General features: G+C 61.8%; 15 protein-coding genes. 9 read left to right on the forward strand and 6 right to left on the reverse strand.

Going from position 1 to position 15,678, the window contains the following annotated elements; all coding sequences use genetic code 11:
* The first annotated feature begins 215 nt into the window (after positions 1 to 215).
* The 7 genes from C4J90_RS16560 (at position 216) to C4J90_RS16590 (ending at position 7,282) form a co-directional block, all read left to right on the forward strand.
* Positions 216 to 1,478 carry an OprD family porin gene (locus C4J90_RS16560; RefSeq protein ID WP_124420353.1) on the forward strand — a complete coding sequence of 421 codons (1,263 nt, stop codon included), beginning with the start codon at positions 216 to 218 and terminating at the stop codon, positions 1,476 to 1,478.
* A gap of 226 nt (positions 1,479 to 1,704) precedes the next feature.
* Positions 1,705 to 2,520: an NAD(P)-dependent oxidoreductase gene (locus C4J90_RS16565; protein ID WP_124363408.1), complete on the forward strand. Its 816-nt coding sequence runs from the start codon at positions 1,705 to 1,707 to the stop codon at positions 2,518 to 2,520.
* A gap of 30 nt (positions 2,521 to 2,550) precedes the next feature.
* Entirely contained in the window at positions 2,551 to 3,426 is an 876-nt protein-coding gene (locus C4J90_RS16570) for an SMP-30/gluconolactonase/LRE family protein (protein WP_124415056.1), read from the forward strand.
* A 51-nt stretch (positions 3,427 to 3,477) separates the two neighbouring features.
* Entirely contained in the window at positions 3,478 to 4,440 is a 963-nt protein-coding gene (locus C4J90_RS16575; RefSeq protein WP_124363410.1) for a TRAP transporter substrate-binding protein, read from the forward strand.
* A 75-nt stretch (positions 4,441 to 4,515) separates the two neighbouring features.
* Complete coding sequence (locus C4J90_RS16580) at positions 4,516 to 5,043, forward strand: TRAP transporter small permease (protein ID WP_124363411.1); 528 nt, start codon at positions 4,516 to 4,518, stop codon at positions 5,041 to 5,043.
* Between the two features lies 1 nt (position 5,044).
* Entirely contained in the window at positions 5,045 to 6,325 is a 1,281-nt protein-coding gene (locus C4J90_RS16585; RefSeq protein ID WP_124363412.1) for a TRAP transporter large permease, read from the forward strand.
* 63 nt (positions 6,326 to 6,388) lie between these two features.
* On the forward strand, positions 6,389 to 7,282 hold the full coding sequence (locus C4J90_RS16590; protein ID WP_124420354.1) for an aldose 1-epimerase: 894 nt from the start codon (positions 6,389 to 6,391) through the stop codon (positions 7,280 to 7,282).
* 64 nt (positions 7,283 to 7,346) lie between these two features.
* Here the strand turns inward: C4J90_RS16590 and C4J90_RS16595 are convergent, their stop codons facing one another.
* From C4J90_RS16595 to C4J90_RS16615, 5 genes are all read right to left on the reverse strand, one after another.
* Positions 7,347 to 8,492: an HlyD family secretion protein gene (locus C4J90_RS16595; protein WP_124415058.1), complete on the reverse strand. Its 1,146-nt coding sequence runs from the start codon at positions 8,490 to 8,492 to the stop codon at positions 7,347 to 7,349.
* Positions 8,489 to 10,135 (reverse strand): MFS transporter, encoded by a 1,647-nt coding sequence (locus tag C4J90_RS16600; RefSeq protein ID WP_124420355.1) that lies wholly within the window; start codon positions 10,133 to 10,135, stop codon positions 8,489 to 8,491. Before C4J90_RS16600 ends, C4J90_RS16595 begins: the two co-directional genes overlap by 4 nt.
* Before the next feature lie 109 nt (positions 10,136 to 10,244).
* Positions 10,245 to 11,048: a sulfite exporter TauE/SafE family protein gene (locus C4J90_RS16605; RefSeq protein WP_124363416.1), complete on the reverse strand. Its 804-nt coding sequence runs from the start codon at positions 11,046 to 11,048 to the stop codon at positions 10,245 to 10,247.
* Positions 11,049 to 12,293, reverse strand: a complete 1,245-nt coding sequence (locus tag C4J90_RS16610; protein WP_124415060.1) for an FAD/NAD(P)-binding oxidoreductase — start codon at positions 12,291 to 12,293, stop codon at positions 11,049 to 11,051. It lies immediately after the preceding gene.
* A gap of 51 nt (positions 12,294 to 12,344) precedes the next feature.
* A complete protein-coding gene (locus C4J90_RS16615; RefSeq protein ID WP_005789341.1) occupies positions 12,345 to 12,680 on the reverse strand; it encodes a helix-turn-helix transcriptional regulator in 336 nt (111 codons plus the stop codon).
* A gap of 94 nt (positions 12,681 to 12,774) precedes the next feature.
* On the opposite strand from C4J90_RS16615, the gene C4J90_RS16620 reads away from it, so the two are divergent.
* Positions 12,775 to 13,638, forward strand: coding sequence for an MBL fold metallo-hydrolase (locus tag C4J90_RS16620; RefSeq protein WP_124363418.1), 864 nt, complete (start codon positions 12,775 to 12,777; stop codon positions 13,636 to 13,638).
* 121 nt (positions 13,639 to 13,759) lie between these two features.
* On the opposite strand, the gene bkdR is transcribed toward C4J90_RS16620, so the two are convergent.
* On the reverse strand, positions 13,760 to 14,248 hold the full coding sequence (gene bkdR / locus C4J90_RS16625; RefSeq protein ID WP_122489983.1) for a Bkd operon transcriptional regulator BkdR: 489 nt from the start codon (positions 14,246 to 14,248) through the stop codon (positions 13,760 to 13,762).
* 194 nt (positions 14,249 to 14,442) lie between these two features.
* Here bkdR and C4J90_RS16630 point away from each other — a divergent pair, with 194 nt between their 5' ends.
* On the forward strand, positions 14,443 to 15,678 hold the full coding sequence (locus C4J90_RS16630) for a 3-methyl-2-oxobutanoate dehydrogenase (2-methylpropanoyl-transferring) subunit alpha (protein ID WP_124363419.1): 1,236 nt from the start codon (positions 14,443 to 14,445) through the stop codon (positions 15,676 to 15,678).

A 15,678-nucleotide genomic window follows, 5' to 3' on the forward strand; every position in this document is an offset into this window, starting at 1 on the left:
GCGGTGTGCCAGTCACTAAACATGTGACTGAATCATCGCTATCGGGGGCAAGCCCCCTCCCACATTTTGAACCGTGTCCACATTTAGATAGGCCGAGCAAGTCATCCTATAACTTCTACTTGACACTCCCTTAAAACCCCGTAAATATCGCGCCCAACGTTGTACGACAACGTATGACGAATAATAAAAACAACAAAAGAAAAGGGAGCCTCACTGTGAGTCAATTCGCCCGTCATTTGTCCTCGCGTCTCGGTTTGATCAGCCTCGGCAGCCTTGCATGTACCTTACCCCTCACGGCGCACGCCGATGGGTTCGTCGACGATGCCAAGGCCACGCTCAACCTGCGCAACGCCTACTTCAACCGTAACTTCACCAACCCCGCCAATCCCCAGGGCAAAGCCGAAGAGTGGACGCAGAACTTCATTCTCGATGCCAGGTCCGGCTACACCCGTGGCACCGTGGGTTTCGGCATTGATGTCCTGGGCCTGTACTCGCAAAAGCTCGATGGCGGCAAAGGCACCGCTGGCACCCAATTGCTGCCGGTGCATGACGATGGGCGCCCCGCCGATAATTTCGGACGCCTGGGCGTGGCATTGAAAACCAAGTTATCGAAGACAGAGTTGAAGGTCGGCGAATGGATGCCGGTGCTGCCGATCCTGCGCTCCGATGATGGCCGCTCCCTGCCCCAGACCTTCCGCGGCGGCCAGGTGACGTCCAACGAGATCGCCGGCCTGACCCTCTACGGCGGCCAGTTTCGCGGCAACAGCCCGCGCAACGACGCGAGCATGGAAGACATGTTCATGAACGGCAAAGCCGCGTTCACCTCCGACCGGTTCAACTTCGGCGGCGGCGAATACACATTCAATGACAAGCGCACCCAGGTCGGCCTGTGGTACGCCGAACTCACCGATATCTACCAGCAGCAGTACCTCAACCTCACCCACACCCAGCCGGTGGGTGACTGGACCCTGGGCGCCAACCTCGGCTTCTTCAATGGCAAGGAAGACGGCAGCGCCCTGGCCGGCGACCTCGACAACAAGACCGTGTTCGCCCTGCTGTCGGCCAAGTACAACGGCAACACCTTCTACGTGGGCCTGCAGAAACTCACCGGCGACAGTGTGTGGATGCGGGTTAACGGCACCAGCGGCGGCACGCTGGCCAACGACAGCTATAACTCCAGCTATGACAACGCCAAGGAAAAATCCTGGCAGCTGCGCCATGACTTTAACTTTGTGGTGCTTGGCATTCCTGGCTTGACCATGATGAACCGCTACATCAGCGGCACTAACGTGCACACCGGGGCAATCACCGACGGCAAGGAATGGGGCCGCGAATCGGAACTCGCCTACACCGTGCAGAGCGGCGCACTGAAGGACCTGAACGTCAGATGGCGTAACTCGACCATGCGTCGGGATTTCAGCAATAACGAGTTCGATGAGAACCGGATCTTTGTCAGCTATCCAATCTCACTGCTTTAAAAGTTGTTGGTGATCTAAAAACCACTGCAAAACCAATGTGGGAGGGGGCTTGCCCCCGATGAGGGAGTGTCTGTGAATACATTTCTGACTGGGCCACCGCTATCGGGAGCATGCCCCCTCCCATATTTGAATCTCACTCGTCTGCAAGAACGTTGACAACCTGGGGATCCCTAACAATACTTCGGCCTAGTCATACGACAACCTACAACAAAAAATTGGACTACCCATGACCACCACGACCCCCGTTCCCTTCAACCGCATCCTGCTCACCGGTGCCGCCGGCGGCCTGGGTAAAGTGCTGCGCGAGCGCATGCGTCCCTACGCCCAGGTGCTGCGCCTGTCAGACATCGCTGATATGGCCCCTGCCGCCGCCCATGAAGAAGTACAAACCTGCGATCTTTCCGACAAACAAGCCGTGCACCATTTGGTGGAAGGCGTCGATGCGATCCTGCACTTTGGCGGCGTGTCGGTGGAGCGCCCTTTCGAAGAAGTGCTCGGCGCTAATATCAGCGGCGTTTTCCACATCTACGAAGCCGCACGCCGTCATGGTGTGAAGCGCGTGATCTTCGCCAGCTCCAACCATGTGATCGGCTTCTACCCACAGGACGAAAAGCTCGACGCCCACTCACCGCGCCGCCCGGACAGCTACTACGGCCTGTCCAAGTCCTATGGCGAAGACATGGCGAGTTTCTACTTCGACCGCTACGGCATCGAGACCGTGAGCATCCGTATCGGCTCCTCGTTCCCGGAACCGCAGAACCGCCGGATGATGCACACCTGGTTGAGCTTCGACGACCTGACCCAACTGCTCGAACGCGCACTGTACACGCCGAACGTCGGCCATACCGTGGTCTATGGCATGTCGAATAACCAGGACACCTGGTGGGACAACCGCTACGCCGCGCACCTGGGTTTTGCGCCCAAGGACAGCTCCGAAGTGTTCCGCGCCCAGGTCGAGGCCCAGCCGCCGGTGGCTGACAACGACCCGGCCAAGCTCTATCAGGGCGGCGCGTTCTGCGCTGCTGGGCCATTCGGTGACTGAGTTCACAGCAACCCAAGGGAATGAGTGGCCATGAGTGCAGAATTGATTGTCGACGCCCGCAACGCCGTGGGCGAATGCCCGGTATGGGTGCCCGAGGAAAACGCCCTGTACTGGGTGGACATCCCCAACGGTCGCCTGCAGCGCTGGGACGCGGCCACCGGCCTCGTCGCCACCTGGCAGGCCCCGCAGGTGCTCGCCTGTATTGCGCGCACCGATAAAGGCAACTGGGTTGCCGGCATGCAGAGCGGTTTTTTCCAACTGACCCCGCGCAGCGATGGCAGCCTTGAGACCATGCCGCTGGCCAGTGTCGAGCATCCGCGCGCGGATATGCGCCTGAACGACGGCCGCTGTGATCGCCAGGGCCGCTTCTGGGCCGGCAGCATGGTGCTGGACATGAGCTTGAACGCCGCCGAGGGCATTCTTTATCGCTACGCGTCAGGTGCGGCGCCTCACGCACAGCTGGGCGGTTTCATCACCCTCAACGGCCTGGCGTTCAGCCCCGATGGCCGCACGATGTACGCCTCCGATTCTCACCCGTTGGTGCAGCAAATCTGGGCCTTCGACTACGACATTGAGACCGGCACGCCGTCCAACCGCCGCGTGTTCGTCGACATGCATCACCACCTCGGTCGGCCCGATGGCGCAGCGGTAGACGCCGACGGCTGCTACTGGATCTGCGCCAACGACGCCGGGTTGGTGCACCGCTTCACCCCGGACGGCCGCCTCGACCAGTCGCTGCCCGTACCGGTAAAAAAACCCACCATGTGCGCCTTTGGCGGCAGTCGCCTGGACACCCTGTACGTCACCTCGATCCGCGACGACGCGAGTGAACAATCGCTGTCCGGCGGCGTGTTCGCCCTCAACCCTGGCGTGCAGGGATTGCCCGAACCCAGCTTCATCCTCTAGCTGCATCGCTGTGCCTTGAATACAACAATAACAAGACAGGAATGACCCCTCATGGACTTCAAACGCACCTTGCTCGCCGCCACACTCGTCGCCCTCAGCAGCGCCGCTCACGCGCTGGAAATCAAGTTCGCCGACATCCACCCCGCCGGCTACCCCACCGTTGTTGCCGAAGAAAACATGGGCAAGGCCCTGACCAAGGAAAGTAACGGCGAACTGACCTTCAAGTACTTCCCCGGCGGCGTGCTGGGCTCGGAAAAGGAAGTGGTCGAACAGGCCCAGGTCGGCGCCGTGCAGATGACCCGCGTCAGCCTTGGCATCGTCGGCCCGGTGGTACCGGACGTCAACGTGTTCAACCTGCCCTTCGTGTTCCGCGACCAGGCGCACATGCGCAAGGTCATCGACGGCGAGATTGGTGACGAGATCCTGGCCAAGATCACCGATTCCGAGTTCGGCCTGGTCGCCCTGGCCTGGATGGACGGCGGCACGCGCAATCTCTACACCAAGAAACCGGTGCGCAAGATCGAAGACCTCAAGGGCATGAAAATTCGCGTCCAGGGCAACCCGCTGTTCATCGACGCCTTCAATGCGATGGGCGCCAACGGCATTGCCATGGACACCGGCGAGATTTTCAGCGCATTGCAGACCGGTGTGATCGACGGCGCGGAAAACAACCCGCCGACGCTGCTCGAGCACAACCATTTCCAGAACGCCAAGTACTACACCCTCACCGAGCATTTGATTTTGCCCGAGCCCATCGTGATGTCGAAGATCACCTGGAACAAGCTCAACCCCGCGCAGCAGGACATGGTCAAGAAAGCCGCCAAGGCCGCCCAGGCTGATGAGCGGGTGCTGTGGGATGCCAAGTCCGCCAGCAGTGAGGAGAAACTCAAGAAGGCCGGGGTGGAGTTCATCACCGTCGACAAGAAACCCTTCTATGACGCCACCGCACAGGTTCGCGCCAAGTACGGCGCGCCTTACGCCGACATCATCAAGCGTATCGACGCCGTTCAATAACGCCCTCCTTCCTGACAAGGCCCGGCGCGGTCCGCTGCTCTCTTGCAGCGGCCGCGCCCGGTTACGGTGAACGCCATGAAGAATCTACTGCTGCGCATCAACGACCGCATCTACATGACCTGCATCTGGGTCGCCGGCCTCTCGGTGCTCGGGGTCGCACTGATCATTCCCTGGGGCATTTTTGCCCGCTATATCCTCGGCACCGGCTCAAGCTGGCCGGAGCCCACCGCGATCCTGCTGATGCTGGTCTTCACCTTCATCGGCGCCGCCGCCAGCTACCGCGCCGGTGCGCATATGTCGGTGGCCATGGTCACCGACCGCCTGCCGACCGCCCAACGCCGCGTCGTCGGCATTGTTTCGCAACTGCTCATGGGCACCATCTGTCTGTTCATGACGATCTGGGGCACCAAGTTGTGCCTGTCCACCTGGAACCAGTTCATGAGCGCCATCCCCACGCTGCGGGTCGGCATCACTTACATGCCAATCCCGATTGGCGGTTTGCTGACCTTGATATTCGTGGTGGAAAAACTGCTGCTGGGCGACCAGAGCAACCGGCGCGTGGTGCGCTTCGACCTGGTTGAAGAAAGCGAAGGGGCCGCCTGATATGGACGCGTTTATTCTGTTGGGCAGCTTTATCGCCTTGATCCTGATCGGCATGCCGGTGGCCTATGCCCTGGGCTTGTCGGCACTGATCGGCGCATGGTGGATCGACATTCCGTTCCAGGCCCTGATGATTCAGGTGGCGGGCGGGGTCAACAAGTTCTCGCTGATGGCGATTCCGTTCTTCGTACTGGCCGGCGCGATCATGGCCGAGGGCGGCATGTCGCGGCGGCTGGTGGCGTTTGCCGGGGTGCTGGTGGGCTTCGTGCGCGGCGGGCTGTCGCTGGTCAACATCATGGCCTCGACGTTTTTCGGCGCGATCTCCGGCTCGTCGGTGGCCGACACCGCGTCGGTCGGCTCGGTGCTGATTCCGGAGATGGAACGCCGCGGCTATCCGCGCGAATTTGCCACTGCGGTGACGGTCAGCGGCTCGGTGCAGGCGTTGCTTACGCCGCCCAGCCATAACTCGGTGCTCTACTCCCTGGCGGCAGGCGGCACCGTTTCGATCGCCTCGCTGTTCATGGCCGGTGTGGTGCCAGGCCTGTTGATGAGCGCGTGCCTGATGGTGCTGTGCCTGATCTTCGCGAGAAAGCGCGATTACCCCAAAGGCGAAGTCATCCCCTTGAAGCAGGCGCTGAAGATCGCCGCCGACGCGCTCTGGGGCCTGATGGCCATGGTGATCATCCTTGGCGGCATCCTGTCGGGTATCTTCACCGCCACCGAGTCGGCCGCGATTGCAGTGCTGTGGGCGTTCTTCGTGACCATGTTCATCTACCGCGACTACAAATGGAGTGAGCTGCCCAAGCTGATGCACCGCACGGTGCGCACCATTTCCATCGTGATGATCCTGATCGCCTTCGCCGCCAGCTTCGGCTACATCATGACCCTGATGCAGATACCGGCGAAGATCACCACGCTGTTCCTGACCCTGTCGGACAACCGCTACGTGATCCTGATGTGCATCAACGTGATGCTGCTGTTGCTCGGCACGGTGATGGACATGGCGCCGCTGATCCTGATCCTCACACCGATCCTGTTGCCGGTGATCCTCGGCATCGGCGTCGACCCGGTGCACTTCGGCATGATCATGCTGGTGAACCTGGGGATCGGCCTGATCACCCCGCCGGTGGGCGCGGTGCTGTTCGTAGGCGCGGCAGTGGGCAAGGTCAGCATCGAGAAGACCGTGAAGGCGCTGCTGCCGTTTTATGCGGTGCTGTTTCTGGTGTTGATGGCGGTGACCTACATTCCGGCATTGTCGCTGTGGTTGCCGAGCGTGGTGCTGTAGTGGACGCAGAGCGTCCAGGGCGGCGTTTCCACGCGGAGCGTGGGAACGATCAAAGGGGTGAAGATGATAGAACTTGAAGATAACCTGACCCACCTCACCTTGAACTCGACCGTGGGAGGCAGCCTCGTCAACTGGACGGTACGCGCCACCGGCCAGCCGCTGTTGCGGCACAGCGATGAGCAGGCGATCAACACCGGACTGCCGGGCAAATTGGGCTGCTACCCACTGGCGCCCTGGTCCAACCGCGTCGCCAAGGGAGGCTTCGCCAACCCCGACGGCTGGCTCGCGCTCAAGTCCAACAGCCTCACCGATCCGCTGCCGATCCACGGCTCGGCCTGGCAGCAAGCGTGGCAGGTGGTCAGCCAGTCCGCGGATGAGGTGCTGCTGGAAGTGCTCTGTGACACGCCGTTCGCCTATCGCGCCGAGCAGCGCATCCGCTTGAGCGGTGGGGTGCTGAGGATCGAGTTGCGCGTCACGCATCTGGCCGAAACAGCCGCATGGCATGGCTTAGGCCTGCACCCGTACTTTCCGCGCCGGCCGGGTACGCGCTTGCAGGCCAAGGCGGCGCAGGTGTGGATGAGTGACGCGGCCAAGCTGCCGACGGGGTTGGCGCCGGTGCCGCAGGAGTGGGATTTCAGGCAACCCCAAACCCTGCCGCAAGGCCTGGTGGACAATGGATTCTGCGAGTGGGATGGGTACTGCTTGATCGAACAACCGGAGCTTGGATATACCCTCGAATGCCAGGCCACCGGCGCCGATTACTTCCTGCTGTACTGCCCGCCGGGGCTGGGGTTTTTCTGCATCGAACCGGTAAGCCATCCGGTCAATGCCCATCATTCGCCGGGCAGGCCGGGCTTGAAGCTGCTGGAGCAAGGCCAGTCAATCCAACTCAATTTCAACCTGAAATACAGTCCAAATGTGGGAGGGGGCTTGCTCCCGATGGCGGTCGGTCAGTAAAAAAACTGCTGACTGATACACCGCAATCGGGAGCAAGCCCCCCTCCCACATTGACCGAGTTCCTTCAGGGCGGGCTGTTTTTAAGCCTTCCTGCCGTGTCGATACTCACCACCACCGACAACCCCGGCCGCAGCCGCTCGCTCTCGGCCTGGTCGGGGTCAACCGTGATCCGCACCGGCACACGTTGGGCGATTTTCACGAAGTTGCCGGTGGCGTTGTCCGCCTGCAACAGGCTGAACTCCGACCCGGTCGCCGGGGAAATATGCTGCACCGTGCCGTGAAACTTGCGGTGGTTCAACGCGTCCACGGTGAAGGTCACCGGCTGGCCGACCTGCACATTGTCCATCTGGGTTTCTTTCATATTGGCGATCACCCACAACTGCTTGGGCACCAGCGCCATCAATTGCGCGCCGGAGTTGACGTAGGCCCCGAGGCGCACGCCAATCTGCCCCAGTTGCCCGTCCCGTGGCGCGGTGATGCGGGTGTTGGACAAGTCGATCCGCGCCAATTCCACCGCCGCCTCGGCGCTGGCCACTGCCGCTTCCAGGGAGCCGCGATTGACGATCACCGTCTGCAGGTCCTGCCGGGCGATCTCCAGGCTGGCCTGGGCCTGGGCCACGGCGGCGATAGTCTGCGCATTGGCAGCGCGGGCCACGTCCAGTTCGCGCCTGGACACCGAGCCGTCGCTGATCAATTCCTCATTGCGGCGCAAGTCAGCGGTGCTTTTACGCGCCTGGGCCTGGCTGTCGACCAGCGCGGCCTGGCGCAATTTGATGGTCGCTTCGGCGCTGTTGCGTTGCTGCACCACATTGGCCAACGACGCTTTCTGCACCGCCAGTTGCGCCAGAGCCTGGTCCAGGCGTTGCTTGTAGATACGGTCGTCAAGGCGCACCAGCAGGTCGCCCGCCTTCACATATTGAAAGTCCTGCACCGGCACTTCGAACACATAACCGCTGAGCTGGGGGCCGATAATCGTCACCTGCCCGCGCACCAAGGCATTCTCAGTGGTTTCCACCGCGCTGCTGAACGGCGGCAGTTGCCAGGCATACAGCACGATCAGCACGCCGACGATGGCAATCGCGGCAAAGCCCAGGGACGAAAGGATGCGCACCCGCAGCGAGCGCGGTTCGGTCACCGCAGCGCCCGGCGGCGTGGTGCCCTCGGGGGTGGAGGCGATCGCATTGGTAGTGGTGGTCGTGGGTTCGGTCATGAAGAGGCGCCGACAGGTTGAACGGGAGGGGTTGCTGCTTTGGTGGTGCTCATCAGCCACAGGCTGCGGATAAAAATCCAGATCATGGTCAGGACCGCGATGATCGCGATCAGCATGAACACATCGTTGTAAGCCATGACGTTCGCCTCACGGGCAGCCGCCGTGGCCAGGCTGCGGATGCCCATGAGGTTGCGCAATTCGGGGTCGGCGACGATACCGCCATAGGCCGAGCCACCACTCTGCACCCGCGCCGCGACACGCGGGTCAAGGAGGGTCAGGTGCTCGGTGATCAGGCTTGAGTGATACTTCTCGCGCACGATCTGGAAGGTGCCGAGCAACGCTGCGCCGATCAGGCCGCCGAGATTCTGGCAAATCCCGAACATCACCGAAAAACTCACCAGGTTGCGCGGGTTGGTCAATACGTTCTTGGTGCCCAGCACCATGGTCGGCCCGAGAAAGAAGGTCCCGCCAAAGCCTAGCAGGAACTGGCTGATGTACAGGTTCTGCGGCCGCGTGAGGTTGCTGGAAAAACTGTCCATCACCGACCCGGTCGCCATCAGCGCCAGGGAAATCACCAGCGGCATCAGCAAGTGCGCCGGGTTGATCGTCAAGGCGCTGACCACCAGCCCGGCAATCGCTCCGGCCAGCATCACCACGTAGAGCGTATGCATCTGCTGGTAACTCATGTTGAGCATTTGCATGAACCCCACCGCGCCAGTGGATTGTTCGGACAGCACCATGCGAATCAGGATCACCGCCAATGCCAGGCGAATCATCGTGCCGCTGCCCAGCCAGCGGGTCATCAGCATCGGGTTGGCGCGGTTATGCTCGATGGCCAGCCCGGCCATGATCAACACCAGCGAACAGGCCGAGGCAACGCCAATCCAGGGCGCCTCCAGCCACCAGTCGATGCGGCCCAGGGACAACACCGCGCAGAGCAAGGCGACGCCGGTGGCCAGGATTGCGAAGGTGAGGAAATCGAGCTTTTCAAAGGTCTTGAAGCGGTCGCCGGGCGGCAACTTGAGCAGGAACACGCAGCCCAGGCAGATCAACGCCAGGCCCAGCTCAAACAGGTACAAGCCACGCCATTCGGCGATCTGCAGCAAATCCTCGGAGAACAGCCGCGCCAGAGGCAACGCCAACTGCGCCGTGCCCAGGCCCAGCACCAGGGCTTTCAAGCGCCATTTGGCCGGGAACGCCTGGATCATGTAGTACAAGCCCAACGAACTCAGCGCCGCCCCCACCATGCCGTGGGCCGCGCGCACGGCGATGGCCGAATTGAGATCGTTGACGAATAAATGGCCGAAGGTCACCAGCGCATACAACACCAGAAACACTTCGGTAAACGCGCGCAGGCCGAACTGCTGGCGAAACTTCACCAGCAGCAGGTTCATGCACACGTTGGTCATTACATAGGCGGCGGGCAGCCAGGCCATTTCCGCCGTGGTCGCGCCCAGGGCGCCTTGCAGGTATTGCAGGTTGGCGATGACCAGCGCGTTGCCCAACCCGCCGGTGATTGCCACCAGTACGCCGACCAGCGCAAACAGCCAGCGCTTGTGAGTGGGGTGCAACGGCGTCGACGGCGAGCCGGGCAGGCTCGGCCGCTCGTGGGGTTGCCAGGCGTGTGGGGTGTATTTATCCATTCGGTGACCTTGATGAACCGACGCGCAAGGCCGGTGAAGCCATGACTCAGAGAACAGTAAACCTGAGCGGGGTTCATTTTGTCACTTTTGAGCACATAACTGAGGGTCCCTAAAAAGCCTTGAGCAGCATGCCTGCGGCCACCATCACACACAGGCTGGCGAAGCCCACCTGCAGCGCACGCGCAGGCATCACCGAGCACAAGCGGCGCCCGGCCAACATGCCGACGATACTCGCGCCGATAAACACCCAGCCCACCGGCTCGATGCTCACCCCGGCGTGAAAGGCCCCCACCACCCCGATCAACGACAGCAGGCTGACAACCATCAACGAAGTGGCGACAATCCCGCGCATCTGCACATCGGTGAGTTGCTTGAACGCCGGAACGATCAGAAAGCCACCGCCCACACCGAGCAGCCCCGACACGGCGCCGGTCACCGCCCCCAGCGCCGCCAGGGTCGCGCTGCATTTGGCGGTCCAGGCCAGGCGGCCGGTCTGCTGGTTGAGCATGCAATTCTTCTGGCCCCAGGAGGCGGCGCCGTGGTCACTCGGCCCGGCCTCGACCTTTTCGCGCCGCAACATGCGCCAGGCCACCAGCACCATCAATGCGCTGAACAGGCCCATCAGCACCGGCTCCGACAGTTGATGGGCGACGAACACCCCCAGCGGCGAAAACAGCGCGCCCAGCAACGCGATCAATAAGGCCGCGCGGTAACGCACCAGGCCGTGGCGCAGGCCGTCGATCGCGCCCACCGCCGCCGCCGCGCCCACCGCGAGCAATGACACCGGCGCAGCTTGGGTCATGGTCAGTCCCAACCCCAGCACCAATGCCGGCACCCCGAGGATGCCGCCGCCCGCACCGGTCAGGCCCATGACCAGGCCCATCAATACACCCAACACACTCGCCAGCAGCATTCAGTCCACCTTGCTCAGGCGGGTCAGCCACTCGCGGCCCTTGAGCATGCCGTTCCAGTAGAACCATGGCAGCAACGTGGCCTTGAGGAACCACATCGAGCGGCGTGCCTGGGTCGGGTCGAGAGGAAAAGTCGGCAGCAGCTTGCCGCCATAACCGAACTCGGCCAGCACCACTTTGCCCTTCTCCACCGTCAATGGGCAGGAGCCATAGCCGTCGTACTTGAGCGGCAGCGGCGCCTGCTTGCGCAGGGCCAGCAGGTTCTCGGCAACCACCACGATTTGCTTGCGCACCGCCGCAGCGGTCTTGGCGTTGGTAGTGCCGCACACATCTCCGAGGCCGAAGATATGCGGGTAACGCAAGTGTTGCAGGCTGTGGGGGTTCACTTCGCACCAGCCGCCGGCGTCGGCCAGCGGGCTTTGGCGGATAAAATCCGGGGAGACTTGCGGCGGTACCACATGCAGCAGGTCGAAGGTTTTTTCAACGAGGCTGACGTTGCCTTCGGCGTCCTTCACTTCAAACCAGGCCTTGCGTGCCGGGCCATCGACCTTGATCAGGTTGGCATTGAACGCCAGGCGAGCGTTGTATTTCTCGACGTATTTCATCAACGGCGGCACGAACGCCGGCACACCGAACAGCGCGGCACCGGCCAGGTTGAATTCCACCTCGATGTTTTTCAGGGTGCCCTGCCTGAGCCAGTGATCGCAGGACAGGTACATGGCCTTCTGCGGGGCACCGGCGCATTTGATCGGCATGGCCGGCTGGGTGAAGAGCGCCTTGCCGCCGTTGAGTTGCTGCACCAGTTGCCAGGTGTAGGCGGCATGCTCGTAGCTGTAGTTGGAGGTGACGCCATGGCGGCCGAGGGTATCTTGCAGGCCTTCGATCTTTTCCCAGGCCAGGCGCAGGCCGGGGCAGACGATCAAGTGGCGCCAGCTGACGCGCTGGCCGCTGTCGAGCACCAGGCTCTGCTCGTCAGGCAACAACTGGCTGACCGCGGCCTGGATCCAGGTGACGCCGTCGGGCAGTACGTCGGCCAGCGGGCGCCGGGTCTTTTGCAGGTTATAGGCGCCGCCGCCAACCAGGGTCCAGGCGGGTTGATAGCAATGGAAGTCGTTGGGTTCGATCAGGGTGATGTTCAGGTGCGGGTCGCGCTTGAGCAGGCTGGCCAGCAGGCCGATGCCTGCCGAGCCGCCGCCGATGACTACGATATCGCCACTGATGGTAGGTCCCCAGTGTTGTTCGGTCATTGTCTACTGCCTTTTTGAGTCAGTGCACACAAGGGTCGCTGCCGGATGGCGTCACGCCCAGCTTTTTATGACCGCGCCGCAGTACAGGCCGGACAGGGTCTTCATCACTTGAATCACTTCGTGGCTGGCCAATCCGTAGAAAATGTATTTGCCTTCCCGACGGGTGGCAACCAACCCTTCGTCCCGCAGGATGCCCAACTGTTGTGACAGCGTGGGCTGGCGTACGCCGGTCAGCGCTTCCAGCTCGCCGACGTTGCGCTCGCCCTGGGTCAGCTGGCAGAGGATCAACAAGCGGTCTTCGTTGGCCAGCGCCTTGAGCAAGGAACAGGCCTTGGACGCCGATGCACGCAACTGGGCGACTTCGCCCTCACTCAACGTAGATTCCATTTGCCTCGGCTCCTTTGTCTCACTTAAGCTCAAAACATTATGTGTAAACGTAAACTGATTGTAACTACTTTTTTCCGCATCGGGGACAGCCGCCATGCCAGCGTTGATTCAAGCCTTTCTGGACGAGGCATCGTCGACCTATACCTACGTCGTCTATGAAGCGCACGGCGGTGCCTGCGCCATCGTCGACTCGGTGCTCAACTACGACCCGGCTTCCGGGCGCACCGAGACCACGCAGGCCGACCAGGTGATTGCCTTTGTCCAAGAGCATGGCCTCAAGGTGCAATGGCTGCTGGAAACCCATGCCCATGCCGACCACCTGTCCGCCGCGCCTTACCTGCGACGCGCCCTGGGCGGCAAGATTGCCATCGGCCAGTCCATCAGCCAGGTGCAGGGCGTGTTCAAGCACCTGTTCAACCTGGAACCGGAGTTTCGCGTCGATGGCTCGCAGTTCGACCACTTGTTTGCGCCGGATGAGATCTTTCACATTGGCGGCCTGCAGGCCCAGGCGCTGCATGTGCCCGGGCATACCCCGGCGGATATGGCTTACCTGATCGACGGGCGCTTGATCCTGGTGGGCGACACCCTGTTCATGCCCGACGTCGGCACCGCGCGCTGCGACTTCCCCGGCGGCGATGCGCGCCAGTTGTACGCGTCGATGCGCAAGTTGCTGGCCTTCCCTTCGGATACCAAACTGTATGTATGCCATGACTACCCACCCGAGGGCCGTGAGGCCAAGTGCCTGACCACCGTGGCGGAACAACGGGCGGGAAATATCCATGTGCATGACGGGGTGGATGAAGCGGCATTTGTAGCGATGCGCACCGCCCGTGATGCCGGGCTGGGGATGCCGACGCTGTTGTTGCCGGCGATCCAGGTGAATGTGCGGGCGGGGAATATGCCGCCGGCGGAAGAAAACGGCGTGACCTACCTGAAGATTCCCCTCAACCAACTTTAGGAACACAGAACCAAATGTGGGAGGGGGCTTGCCCCCGATGTCGGTGGGTCAGCTACAGATAAGCTGACTGTCACACCGCTATCGGGGGCAAGCCCCCTCCCACATTTCGACCTGCGGAGTGTCAGGTACCTAGGCTGATGCCGTTGGCCGGCAGCGGCAGTGCGGTTTTGTAGCGCACTTGCTTCAAGGCAAAACTGGAACGGATATTCGCCACACCCGGCACCTTGGTCAGAAAGTCCATCATGAAGCGCTCCAGGGCCTGGATCGTCGGCACCAGCACCCGGATCAGATAATCCGGGTCGCCGGCCATCAGGTAACACTCCATCACTTCCGGCCGGTCGGAGATCGCCCCTTCGAACTGTTGCAACGCCAGTTCATTCTGCTTTTCCAGGCTGACATGGATGAACACATTCACATGCAGCCCCAGCAGGTCGGCGTCCAGCAGCGTGACCTGCTCGCGAATCAGGCCCAACTCCTCCATCGCCTTCACCCGGTTGAAGCACGGCGTGGGCGACAGGTTGACCGAGCGGGCCAGGTCGGCGTTGGTGATGCGCGCGTTCTCCTGCAGGGCGTTGAGAATGCCGATATCGGTACGGTCCAGTTTGCGCATGAGACAAAATCACCTGTTTATTATGTTTATGCAGATTTTTTATCCGCAAATGATCTTGAGCGCAATGAAACACAGATAAATATTCTTCTACGCCACGCCTATGATTGTTGTAGGACAAGATTTCTTCTACCCGAAGACTGACTGTCAGCTAGCGCGCCCACTACAAGAAATTCACAAGATCGAGCGTAGAAGCCATGACCCAGCCGTACGAACCGCTGCGCCTGCACGTCCCTGAACCCTCGGGCCGTCCAGGCTGCAAGACCGACTTCACCTACCTGCGCCTGACCGACGCCGGCCTGGTGCGCAAACCCGCCATCGACGTAGAACCGGCCGACACCGCCGACCTGGCCAAGGGCCTGATCCGCGTGCTCGACGACCAGGGCCAGGCCCTGGGCCCGTGGGCCGAGGGTGTCAGCGCCGACATCATGCGCAAAGGCATGCGCGCGATGCTCAAGACACGCATCTTCGACAACCGCATGGTGGTCGCCCAGCGCCAGAAAAAAATGTCGTTCTACATGCAGAGCCTAGGCGAAGAAGCCATTGGCAGCGCCCAGGCCCTGGCCTTGAACATTGACGACATGTGCTTCCCCACCTACCGCCAGCAAAGCATTCTGATGGCTCGCGATGTGCCGCTGGTCGACCTGATCTGCCAACTGCTGTCCAACGAGCGCGACCCGCTCAAGGGCCGCCAGTTGCCGATCATGTACTCCGTCAAGGACGCCGGTTTCTTCACCATTTCCGGCAACCTCGCCACCCAGTTCGTACAGGGCGTGGGCTGGGGCATGGCCTCGGCGATCAAGGGCGATACCAAGATCGCCTCGGCCTGGATCGGCGACGGCGCCACCGCAGAATCGGACTTCCACACCGCCCTCACCTTCGCCCACGTCTACCGCGCCCCGGTGATCCTCAACGTGGTGAATAACCAATGGGCCATCTCGACCTTTCAGGCCATCGCCGGTGGTGAAGCCACTACCTTCGCCGGACGCGGCGTGGGTTGCGGTATCGCTTCCCTGCGGGTCGACGGCAACGACTTCATTGCGGTGTACGCCGCGTCTGCCTGGGCCGCCGAGCGTGCGCGCCGCAACCTGGGGCCGAGCCTGATCGAGTGGGTCACTTACCGCGCCGGCCCGCACTCGACCTCCGATGATCCGTCCAAGTACCGCCCTGCCGATGACTGGAGCCACTTCCCATTGGGCGACCCGATTGCCCGTCTCAAGCAGCACCTGATCCGGATTGGCCAGTGGTCCGAAGAGGAACACGCGGCAGTCAGTGCCGAACTTGAAGCCGAAGTGATCGCCGCGCAAAAACAGGCCGAACAGTACGGCACCCTCGCCGGCGGCCAGATTCCAAGCGCCGCGACCATGTTCGAAGACGTCTATAAAGAGATGCCGGAGCACTTGAAGCGCCAGCGTCAAGAGCTGGGGGTCTGA

Source organism: Pseudomonas sp. R2-60-08W (genome assembly GCF_003852335.1).
Taxonomy (GTDB): Bacteria; Pseudomonadota; Gammaproteobacteria; order Pseudomonadales; family Pseudomonadaceae; genus Aquipseudomonas.

Bases quoted from the DNA above. Each gene is read 5' to 3' on its own strand.
- C4J90_RS16590 (WP_124420354.1), top strand. From the start codon at position 6,389: ATGATAGAACTTGAAGATAACCTGACCCACCTCACCTTGAACTCGACC.
- C4J90_RS16570 (WP_124415056.1), top strand. From the start codon at position 2,551: ATGAGTGCAGAATTGATTGTCGACGCCCGCAACGCCGTGGGCGAATGC.
- C4J90_RS16630 (WP_124363419.1), top strand. From the start codon at position 14,443: ATGACCCAGCCGTACGAACCGCTGCGCCTGCACGTCCCTGAACCCTCG.
- C4J90_RS16575 (WP_124363410.1), top strand. From the start codon at position 3,478: ATGGACTTCAAACGCACCTTGCTCGCCGCCACACTCGTCGCCCTCAGC.
- C4J90_RS16605 (WP_124363416.1), bottom strand. From the start codon at position 11,048: ATGCTGCTGGCGAGTGTGTTGGGTGTATTGATGGGCCTGGTCATGGGC.
- C4J90_RS16620 (WP_124363418.1), top strand. From the start codon at position 12,775: ATGCCAGCGTTGATTCAAGCCTTTCTGGACGAGGCATCGTCGACCTAT.
- C4J90_RS16610 (WP_124415060.1), bottom strand. From the start codon at position 12,293: ATGACCGAACAACACTGGGGACCTACCATCAGTGGCGATATCGTAGTC.
- C4J90_RS16580 (WP_124363411.1), top strand. From the start codon at position 4,516: ATGAAGAATCTACTGCTGCGCATCAACGACCGCATCTACATGACCTGC.
- C4J90_RS16585 (WP_124363412.1), top strand. From the start codon at position 5,045: ATGGACGCGTTTATTCTGTTGGGCAGCTTTATCGCCTTGATCCTGATC.
- C4J90_RS16615 (WP_005789341.1), bottom strand. From the start codon at position 12,680: ATGGAATCTACGTTGAGTGAGGGCGAAGTCGCCCAGTTGCGTGCATCG.
- C4J90_RS16565 (WP_124363408.1), top strand. From the start codon at position 1,705: ATGACCACCACGACCCCCGTTCCCTTCAACCGCATCCTGCTCACCGGT.
- C4J90_RS16600 (WP_124420355.1), bottom strand. From the start codon at position 10,135: ATGGATAAATACACCCCACACGCCTGGCAACCCCACGAGCGGCCGAGC.
- C4J90_RS16595 (WP_124415058.1), bottom strand. From the start codon at position 8,492: ATGACCGAACCCACGACCACCACTACCAATGCGATCGCCTCCACCCCC.
- bkdR (WP_122489983.1), bottom strand. From the start codon at position 14,248: ATGCGCAAACTGGACCGTACCGATATCGGCATTCTCAACGCCCTGCAG.